The 9,324-nt window shown below is 35.2% G+C and carries 9 protein-coding genes and 1 other RNA gene; 8 read left to right on the top strand and 2 right to left on the bottom strand.

The annotated features are described in order from the left end of the window. Positions 1–130 precede the first annotated feature (130 nt). On the top strand, positions 131–1,843 hold the full coding sequence (locus tag ACM5QX_RS21915; RefSeq protein WP_414755480.1) for an RNA-directed DNA polymerase: 1,713 nt from the start codon (positions 131–133) through the stop codon (positions 1,841–1,843). Between the two features lie 9 nt (positions 1,844–1,852). Here the strand turns inward: ACM5QX_RS21915 and ACM5QX_RS21910 are convergent, their stop codons facing one another. After that, complete coding sequence (locus ACM5QX_RS21910) at positions 1,853–2,968, bottom strand: AAA family ATPase (protein ID WP_414755479.1); 1,116 nt, start codon at positions 2,966–2,968, stop codon at positions 1,853–1,855. 15 nt (positions 2,969–2,983) lie between these two features. Here ACM5QX_RS21910 and ACM5QX_RS21905 point away from each other — a divergent pair, with 15 nt between their 5' ends. Next, positions 2,984–3,775, top strand: coding sequence for an IS5 family transposase (locus ACM5QX_RS21905; RefSeq protein ID WP_414755482.1), 792 nt, complete (start codon positions 2,984–2,986; stop codon positions 3,773–3,775). A gap of 21 nt (positions 3,776–3,796) precedes the next feature. Here the strand turns inward: ACM5QX_RS21905 and ACM5QX_RS21900 are convergent, their stop codons facing one another. Continuing rightward, positions 3,797–4,336, bottom strand: a complete 540-nt coding sequence (locus ACM5QX_RS21900; protein WP_414755478.1) for a nuclease-related domain-containing protein — start codon at positions 4,334–4,336, stop codon at positions 3,797–3,799. Positions 4,337–4,552: 216 nt separating this feature from the next. On the opposite strand from ACM5QX_RS21900, the gene ACM5QX_RS21895 reads away from it, so the two are divergent. The 6 genes from ACM5QX_RS21895 (at position 4,553) to ACM5QX_RS21870 (ending at position 9,178) form a co-directional block, all read left to right on the top strand. Continuing rightward, complete coding sequence (locus ACM5QX_RS21895; RefSeq protein ID WP_414755477.1) at positions 4,553–4,936, top strand: DUF433 domain-containing protein; 384 nt, start codon at positions 4,553–4,555, stop codon at positions 4,934–4,936. Positions 4,937–4,951: 15 nt separating this feature from the next. Next, positions 4,952–5,218 (top strand): type II toxin-antitoxin system ParD family antitoxin, encoded by a 267-nt coding sequence (locus tag ACM5QX_RS21890; protein ID WP_414755476.1) that lies wholly within the window; start codon positions 4,952–4,954, stop codon positions 5,216–5,218. Further along, entirely contained in the window at positions 5,218–5,520 is a 303-nt protein-coding gene (locus ACM5QX_RS21885; protein WP_414755475.1) for a type II toxin-antitoxin system RelE/ParE family toxin, read from the top strand. The genes ACM5QX_RS21890 and ACM5QX_RS21885 overlap by 1 nt, the downstream gene beginning before the upstream one ends. A 125-nt stretch (positions 5,521–5,645) precedes the next feature. Then, positions 5,646–6,035: a transfer-messenger RNA gene (gene ssrA / locus ACM5QX_RS21880) on the top strand. A gap of 1,113 nt (positions 6,036–7,148) precedes the next feature. Then, positions 7,149–7,886 carry a hypothetical protein gene (locus ACM5QX_RS21875; protein ID WP_414755474.1) on the top strand — a complete coding sequence of 246 codons (738 nt, stop codon included), beginning with the start codon at positions 7,149–7,151 and terminating at the stop codon, positions 7,884–7,886. 62 nt (positions 7,887–7,948) lie between these two features. Then, positions 7,949–9,178, top strand: coding sequence for a hypothetical protein (locus tag ACM5QX_RS21870; protein ID WP_414755473.1), 1,230 nt, complete (start codon positions 7,949–7,951; stop codon positions 9,176–9,178). The last annotated feature ends 146 nt before the right edge of the window (positions 9,179–9,324 follow it).

Here is a 9,324-nt window from a genome sequence, read left to right as displayed (position 1 = left end):
CGTGCTATGTCTCTTATCCAGTCTGCTTTGTAGCTTCTTTGTCACCCCTTCAGTTAACTGTGTTTTAATTCAAAAAAAGTGTCCCTTATGCAACGAACAAACAAGAAAATTTGAATCAAATAATAATCTAATGAGTAAAGAATTTTGGATTGGACAGATAAGAAAGAGAGAAGTTTTTGAAAAAGCTTATGTGTATGCGATCTCGTATAGAATTACCCATGACTCATATTGTAATTTCATTGAAATTGATTATTACAGACAAAATAAGGAAAAGCTTTTTCAAGAAATTGAGCTAGTTCTTGAGAATCCAAATTTATACGAACCGGAAACAGCTTTTTCTTTTTATTTACCAAAATCAAATATGTTTTTAAGAAGGATGATACATACTCCATTTAAAGATTTAGTAATTAAATTTATTTTTGTATCTGTCCTGGCTGAATTATTAGATTTTACTTTTATTCAACACTGTTTTTCATATCGGCTTAATAGAGACACTGAAAAAGATAAAAAATCAAAAGGACGTTTATACAAGTATTACTATGAAGGTTTTCTAGATTTTATAGATTGGCAATTGGCACAAGTTGAGAACTATACTTGTATGCTTAAAACCGATATATCATCATTTTATGATTCAATATCACACGATTACTTACTTTCAGCAATATCAAAACAAATCAATATAAGAAGAGATACAGATTTTATGATTCTTTTTAGTAAAACTTTGAAGTTCAAAATCTGCTACTACTCAATTGTGGATGAGAAACTAAACGAAACACATAATAGCCAAGGTATACCTATAGGAAATGAAGCAGAAGGATTCCTAGCAAATATATTTCTTAAAGAAGCTGATGAAGCATTATTCAATCTTGGGATAAACTTTGGAAGATATGTAGATGATTTCCGCATTTTTACGAAAAATAAAAATGATGCCATTAAAGCTTCAATAGTATTACAAGAATTTCTTCTAAAAATCGGCGTGAATTTAAATGCCTCAAAAACAAAAATTATAGAAGCTCAAGAAAAAATAATTGAATTTATTGAAGAGTCAAAAGAAAGTGGTGTTTCGGCAATGCCATTTCAAGAAGATAGATATGATCAAATCAAGCCAGAACAAGAATTAGATAAAACAGCTTTAATTCAAGAAATTGATTCTGCGAAAGCAAGCAGAGAAAATGGATTACTCAATGATTCAAAACAAAAAATACTGTTTGATAATTTAGAAAACATTGATAACGAAGATAAAGCTAAACAATTCTGTAAGTTTTTAAATGATATTCCATTAGGTATAAATTTAGAACCTAAAATATTTACTGAGCATATGGAATTACTTTATCAATTATCAAAAAAATATCCAAAACATTGGAGATTATACTCTTGGTTGTTTGTAAAATTTTTACCTCTCGACTATAGCAATGATATACAAATGATTAGCCTTAAATATCTTTTTTCAGTATTTAATGATGAACTTGTAAATACATTTATTAAAACTAGAATCGTTTATCATCTAGTTAAACCACGAAAAGGAGCATTGACTTATATAGAAAGAATATCAATTCCGAAAAATTTAAAAGAAAGAGCTATTTTACATATAACTAAATTAATGAAAATTAACTGTATAGCATTACAACTAAATTGTATATATGCTTACTATCTAATTCTAAAAGACCATAAAAGTGTTGAAGATTTTGTATCTAATAACTTAAAACGTCCAATTCCAGAACCGATTCAATATGCGGTTTATCAAATTAGGTCTTTATGCTATCAAGGTTCTCCCAAATTAGTCTCTTTTGAAGAAATATTGGAAGAGAGCGAAATAGAATCAGACGGTTTTATCTTCCATTAAAATGGAATACTAAAAGTCAATTTCTAAATCAGGTGATTCATAAACAATCAGAAGGCTTTTTGCTCTTGTCGCTCCAACATATTTGTTAGCAATATCCCAATTACTAGGTATTAATGATTTCTCTTTTTCAAACAATAGGAGTATAATATCATTTTCCAATCCTTTATACATTCCTATATTCGACCATTGAATAGTGTTTTGGTCTTGGTTAGAAAATGAATACTGCTTAAGATGAAACCGATTGATATGAGAATTACATGAAAGTATAGACTTAGATAGTGGATATATATCAGTTAACACGACAATCTGATTAGGAGTAATATTTTCATCATCAACTAGATTTACAATATCATTCTCTAATATTTTTAACATATTATTGATATCAATATACTCTCGTTTTATTACATCTCTTCCTTGAATCAATGAACTTTTGACTGGATGATTACAGGATACATATGGCTTTGTATATGTGAAAATATTGTGAGTATTTCGACAGTTTTGGTCTAAAACGTTTGGGTTGACCTGGAGTGCAAATTGATTAGTATTCTTTGAAACCTTTTGATTGCTATCTTGGAAAATATAAAATATGCCGTCATCTGGAATTAAACTACTTAATTCATCAATTTCCTGACGTTCAAAGTCTTGCCCTTCATCAACTATGATCGCCATATACTTGAACTTCAGCCTAGATTGGTTAGCCAGAATTTCCTCATAGCCATAAACTACACAATTTCCTGTTTGAATCTCATTTTCCAAAGATGCTGTAAGATAAAGAGCAAGATTAATAGACTTGCAAATCACTAATGTTTTAATATGGTGTTGACATAATCTCCTAGCTTTTTCTATTGCTAACTGAGTCTTTCCTGAACCAGCACATCCTAGAATTATTGACTTTGTTTGGAAATACAAATTATTTAAAAGTTTGAATTGTTGTTCTGTTAATCGAATAATTTCTTTTTGAATTTCACCAATATCATTAGCAACATATTTTTTGAAAACAGTACTTGGAGATATAAGTTGAATGATTAATTTTATACGTTCATCTCCTAAGAGGTTGTTTGAAAAGTCAGGCAGGGTGTAAAAAAGCTCTCTCAGTATAAGCTGTGAATGAATAGTAAACAGCACCGAGAGAGTGACATGATGAGTAAAGCTTACCCCAGCAATCTGACCCGTGACCAATATGAATTTCTGAGTGACCTGATTCCAGAGGGAAAACCCGGTGGACGCAAGCGTGAAGTCGATATGTGGGAAGTCATAAACGCCATTTTCTATGTCTTGGTCGAGGGAGTGCGATGGCGAGGGTTACCGGGAGACTTTCCTCCCTGGCAAACAGTGTACACATATTTCCGCAACTGGCGTAAAGATGGGACGTGGTTGCACATCCACGACAGGTTAAGAGAGTGGACGAGAATCGATATTGAACGCCATCCGAGTCCATCCGAAGCCATAATCGACAGTCAAAGTGTGAAAACTGCGGCAATGGTGAGTCAAGAAGTTGGGTTTGATTCAGGTAAGAAAATTAAAGGACGTAAACGATTTATGACGGTTGATACCTTGGGGTTAGTGTTGCGGGTCTTGGTCACAGCAGCCAATGTGGGTGAACGTTCTGGGGGTAAACAAGTTCTCAAACGAGTCAAACAGTCTCATCAAAAGATATCTCGCTTGACAACGCTCTGGGTCGATGGTGGCTTTGATGGTGAACCGTTTATGCAATGGGTAATGAATTTTTGCCGTTGGATTGTGCAGGTGGTGTTGCGCCCAGAGCAAACCAAGGGCTTTATCTTGCTCAAAAAACGTTGGGTGGTTGAGCGCACTTTTGGTTGGCTTATGGGATGTCGGCGTTTGGTTAGAGACTATGAATTATTACCCGAAACATCAGAGACGTTTATTTACCTTGCTATGATCCGTATCATGGTCAGGCGATTAGCATGAATTTTGACCGCTCAAAACTTTTCAAACATCCTCTAAGATTCTGCCTTTTATACTTGGTTCATAATAATGGAAAACAGAAGATATCCATTTACTGACATTTTCAATTTGAGGTCGTAATAATAATATTTGCTTAGGAGCTTCAGAGGGAAGCCCATTTATAACTTCATCGACATCTGGGAAAATTACACAGTGTCCGATACAAAAATCTTTCTTCTTAAATTCATTATACTTACAAAGGAAGTCTAAAAATTTATGTTTAATTTCTGTAGCTTGTCTAAATGGTGATATTTTCATTTTATTATCATTTGTATACCAAGCCTTATTAACTGCATCGTAGCTTATCGTTCCACCTTTGACTTCTACAATAAGTATTCCTTCTTGGGGATGAACAATAATAAAATCAGCTTCTCTATCTTGAACAACGTATTTGATGTGTTGCCACCAAGCCCCATGAAAAACAATGTAGTCATCACTTAAGTTTTGCTGGAAAATATGAAATAGTTTCTTTTCTGAATTACTTTTTGTTGTTGAAGATAAATTTTCAGGAATCATTCTTGCCATAAACATTAACCTTTCAGCCTTAGCTTGAGATTGATAAAAATTTTGCAGTCAATTTTTTGGAAATGTATTAACAAGCACTACTAGTGTTAATAAATTTCAGTAAATTATATAACATATTTTTCAAAATTTTTTTACGTATTACTTAGGATGTATCATATAAATTAAGTTATTTTTTATAGCTATAGTGATCGCTTTTTCTATCTCATTTAACTAGCGATGGACACACCAAGATTTGCTACCATCAAAACAGCAAACTCGAAAGTGCTTGTGACACTGACAATTGTGGCTGAATCTGCTCCTCAAAAGGCAAATAAAGACGGTGTGATGCTAGTCGGCAAAACTTGTGTGACATTGGATAGTGTGGTTGCTGTCTTTAAGCAAGGAGTGACAGCAGAGGAAATTGTTTATTGCTATCCGTCCCTGAATCTAGCTGATATTTATGCCACAATCGTGTTTTATCTCAATCACCAATCGGAAGTAGAACCCTACTTACAACAGCGACAGCAGCAATCACAACAGATGCGTGCAATGAATCAAGCCAAATTTGATCCACAAAGCTTGGGCGACCGCATGGTTATAGGCAATAACACTTTTAAGTAACTATATGTAAAAACTATGAACATCCAACTAAAAGCAGAATACGAGCAATTTATACAAACCCAAATTGCTACAGGTAGATATGAAAATGCTGAAGATGTAATTATCAAAGCATTGAAACTGCTAGAGGAATGGGAGAAAGGTTATCAAGAATGGGAAAAAGAAACTGAGAAAAAACTAGCTGCTGGGCTGGCTGCTGTTGAACGTAGAGAAATTGAGGATTCTGGAGTAGTCATGGCACGACTAGAAGAGAAATTACGCCTAGCCCGTGAAACTCAAGGATAATGGAATACTTTATTGCCAAGGAAGCCAGCCAAGATTTAGATGAAATTTTGGATTATTTTTTAGTAAGCAATGTCAACGCTGGAGAAAGATTTATTCGTGAATTTAATAAAAAATGCCAAAATATAGCTCAATTCCCCAATATAGGGCGAAGTTACGCCAAGTTTGACCCCAGGCTGAGAGGAATACCACTAAATGGCTACATTATTTTTTATCAAGTTTTTGAAGATAGTGTTGTGATTGTGCGGGTAGTAAGCGGTTATCGGGATTTAGATTCTATATTTGTATCTTTGAATGATGAATAATGTCTGGGTCTTCAGCAAGTCCAGCTAAAGTGAAAAGTAGTATGTATACTTCGGTTTCTGAAGTTATCCGTGAAGGTTTACTACGAATTAAAAATCCCGTACTATAATGGGAATATAAAGATCATGGGTCCGTAACGGTTTCGACAGGTTGGCGAACGCTACTCTGTGATTCAGGTCGAGAGTGAGTCTCCTCTCGCAAATCAAGGCTCAAAACAAAAGTAAATGCGAATAACATCGTAAAATTTGCTCGTAAGGACGCTCTAGTAGCTGCCTAAATAGCCTCTTACAGGTTCGAGCGTCTTCGGTTTGACTCCGTTAAGGACTGAAGACCAACCCCCAACGGATGCTCTAGCAAGTGTTCTCTGGTTGGCTTGCTAGCTAAGATTTAATCAGAGCATCCTACGTTCGGGATAATGAACGATTCCCGCCTTGAGGGTCAGAAAGGCTAAACCTGTGAATGAGCGGGGGGTCAATACCCAATTTGGACAGCAGTTCGACTCTGCTCGGATCCACTAATAGGATATATAATTAACTAGTCCATTTCCTACGAGGTGGACTTTGTGATTTATGGATACATTTGTATCCCCTAGAAAAATGATAATTAAAGTCATAGAACCCCGACTTTTTTGAAAAAGTCGGGGTTCTGAACATTCAATAGATTCTGTCAACTGCCCTCATGATGGATTGTGCAACTTAAGAGCAGAACAGCTTATTGATGAGGTATCCGTGAATACTTATTACTTTAACACTTCTTCATAATTTTACATAATTATATAAGTATATACTTATCAATATAAATATAGCAACGTTAATTTGCACTTGTATCTGCGTTGTTTAAAGGAATCAAGTGATTTAGTGTGCAATTTTTAAAGTTGTATATGCTACTCTTATGTTCTTACTTTCTGATGGTAGAATTACTGCACACATACAGAATCAATGTTTTGATCTTACCTGAAAATGTTAAAACTAAGTGACGTAGAGGTATTACCTACAACAACAAAAAAATGTTACAGACTCACTGCAAATGCTCCTAGTATTCATCAAGAGTCTCATTAATTGACGGAATACGGAGTTAAGATTGCATAAATTAAGGTATGATTCTGAATTAGTTTCTTCGATAACCAAGTAACATTTTAAAAAATGTTACATACTTATTGTAAAGCTAAAAACCTTGTTATAACTGCAACAAGTTAAATTAGGCGCAAAAGTATCATAAATTACATAAACGTAATTTATAATCTGTATCATAACTAAAAAACTCTATTAGCACCGACAAAAAAGCTCAATACAGTAAATAGTTTTAGGAAATATTACGGAGGGGGTTCAAATTCTAGACAAATGTAGCAAATTCTCTCATTAATAGCAGAAACTTAAGTATAAGCTCATTTTTTCAAACAATTAACAAAGTCATGGTGTATGACTTTGAACATATAAGCTGCCTATAAAAGGAGATATATTTAGTCTCAACAATCAAGATTGATCTCTAATACCTTCTAGATTTATCTATATAAAGTAGCGATATCCGGAATAATACATAAATAATTTACATATAGTAAATCTACCTAATGGTTGATAGTGAGTAAATCAAATAAATTTAACTTTCTTTGTACCACACCCATAAAATTTCCATGTTGTTTACAAATCAGTCTATTAACATTTCAAATAAGGAAATAAAAATGATGAAACCCATTATTTTTTTGTCTCAATTACTTACCTTGTCGGCATTAGCTTTTGTGTCTATTCCTAATGTTGCAGTTGCACAAGACACTCAAGCATCTCCTCAGCCACAAGCTGCACAGAAAATTTGTGCCTCAGATCCAGTCGAAAGTTTGCTACCTCCATTACCTGGACAAAAAAGAGGTAATGATTCTGCACTGTCTTATCTTGCGGCTCAAGGTTTTACACAGAGTGAAGAAGGCTCTTGGGTATGCTATGTGAATGACTCTAAAAAGGAGGGGCGTTACTATACGTTATTTAAAGTTCAAGAAGTTAACGGCAAACTCATTGGTAGTTCTTTTTTGGATGGTGGTACTCTCACGAATGGACAGGATAGCCGGAGTCTAGATTTCTTTATGACTCTCATTGCAAACCATACAAATATCAATCCAGAAAATCGTCAAAGTATACGTAGATATCTAGAAGCCTTTATTGAGCTAGTAGAGGAAGGCAAAATACAACCTTCTCGTCGTGGTTTTGTCTTTGACCAACCCAACCGTGCGTTAGTTATTTATCACAAACTCACTACCGGAGAACTCCAAGGTACTGCTATTACCCTCAATATTCAAGTGCCGAAGAGTGTGAGTTCTGGTTCCCTAAAAAATGCACTGCCAGTATCTCCAAAGGGAACTTTAAAACCCAATCAATAAATACTCACTCCTCAAAAGCAGTTGTTGTACTTAGTTAGTTTTGTGTCATTTACCAAGCATATATGAAGTTTGTTAAAAATATTGTCATATTGCTGTCATCTTTGGCAGCAGTATTAACTGTATGCGAGAACGCAAATGCAGGCCAAGGAAGTTTAAATGTTGGTGCAAAGATTCCACCTGGACAAGAACGTCAACTACTCCAATACCAGCTCCAGAATGACGCTAAAGGTCTACGTCAGATCAGAGTTATTCCCGAATGTTCTGTAGGATTTGCTTTAGGCTGTAACAAAACTGGAACGATTCTTGAGCAAGTCATTCAGTCGAATGGCGGCCCTACCTATCAGCAGATGTTAATGCGAGCAGCTGGTGGGGAAGACAACTATCGCAAGTTTTCTCAGTTTTATGGCTACAATCCCAACCCATACGCCTCTGTTTGGAGAAAATTTGATAGAGAAATATTAGATTCTGTTCAATATAGTTCTGGTTCTAAACTGAGTTCTAATCCTGTAGCAGGCTTAAGAGATGTAACTAAAAACTTTCTATTAGCACCTCTTTCAGGATCTGATCCTCGTAGTGGATTCATAAACCTGAAGATTAGCTACGTCAACACTCTTTTGCAGGAAGCATCAAAAATACCTAACCTAGAGCAAGAAATTCGTCAGCTTGGCTTAGATTCAAAAATGACGGAATTTTATGTCAATAACCTTGAAAGAGGGTTAAATGCTTTACGTTCAGGAAACAATAGAGAAATCCAGGAGACGAGTTTAAGAATACTCTCTCATCCATATACTTCCATATCAACAGGTCAACCGTATGCGCGGGAACCCCAAACTTTAGTAGCTTTTTCTGAAGAGGGAGCAACAATTCCTGGTGGCATTTTAAATGAGACCCTAGCAACACCAGGAGGGCTGGAAGTTATCGAGGGAGAAGGACTTGGGGGTGGAGAATTTCTTGTAACTTCTGCTGGAGGTTCGCCTAGCTTATTACCATTAGGATTATTAGCTATTGTTCCTCTTCTTGCCTTATTATTCAGTGGTGGTGATTCATCAAGTTCCTCACCTCCTGGAACATCAGGTTTTCCAACTCCGCCAACTAATCCTCCCAGTAATGTATGTGATTTTGTCAATCCTGGTGGAAACCCGAACGGAGGAGTTTGTGAAACTCCCATTACTCAACCCCCAACAGAAGTGACAAGGGTAGTGGAACCATCGACTATGAAAGCTATTCTGTTGTTGACTTTGATATGTTGTTTAGTCCGCTATAAACAGAGGTGCGCTCAGACAAAACTTTGAATAGATTAATGGAGAAACTTGCAAGATATAGTTTTTAATCCAGTCCTAGAAAAACTTTAATGGTCACTATAAGAGGTTATTTCTAAAGTAAAGATAAAATTTCTATAGCATCGGTTTATATGACGGTGCGTTAGGGTAGAGCCATA

The organism is Anabaena sp. CCY 9910 (genome assembly GCF_963920875.1).
GTDB classification, from domain to species: Bacteria; Cyanobacteriota; Cyanobacteriia; order Cyanobacteriales; family Nostocaceae; genus Trichormus; species Trichormus variabilis.
The sequence above is the reverse complement of the archived record's forward strand: the minus strand, read 5'-3'. Positions and strand labels throughout refer to the sequence as shown.

Excerpts from the sequence above, each read along its gene's own strand:
- ACM5QX_RS21915 (WP_414755480.1), top strand. The coding sequence starts at position 131 with ATGAGTAAAGAATTTTGGATTGGACAGATAAGAAAGAGAGAAGTTTTT.
- ACM5QX_RS21905 (WP_414755482.1), top strand. The coding sequence starts at position 2,984 with ATGAGTAAAGCTTACCCCAGCAATCTGACCCGTGACCAATATGAATTT.
- ACM5QX_RS21900 (WP_414755478.1), bottom strand. The coding sequence starts at position 4,336 with ATGGCAAGAATGATTCCTGAAAATTTATCTTCAACAACAAAAAGTAAT.
- ACM5QX_RS21895 (WP_414755477.1), top strand. The coding sequence starts at position 4,553 with ATGGACACACCAAGATTTGCTACCATCAAAACAGCAAACTCGAAAGTG.
- ACM5QX_RS21890 (WP_414755476.1), top strand. The coding sequence starts at position 4,952 with ATGAACATCCAACTAAAAGCAGAATACGAGCAATTTATACAAACCCAA.
- ACM5QX_RS21885 (WP_414755475.1), top strand. The coding sequence starts at position 5,218 with ATGGAATACTTTATTGCCAAGGAAGCCAGCCAAGATTTAGATGAAATT.
- ACM5QX_RS21875 (WP_414755474.1), top strand. The coding sequence starts at position 7,149 with ATGTTGTTTACAAATCAGTCTATTAACATTTCAAATAAGGAAATAAAA.
- ACM5QX_RS21870 (WP_414755473.1), top strand. The coding sequence starts at position 7,949 with ATGAAGTTTGTTAAAAATATTGTCATATTGCTGTCATCTTTGGCAGCA.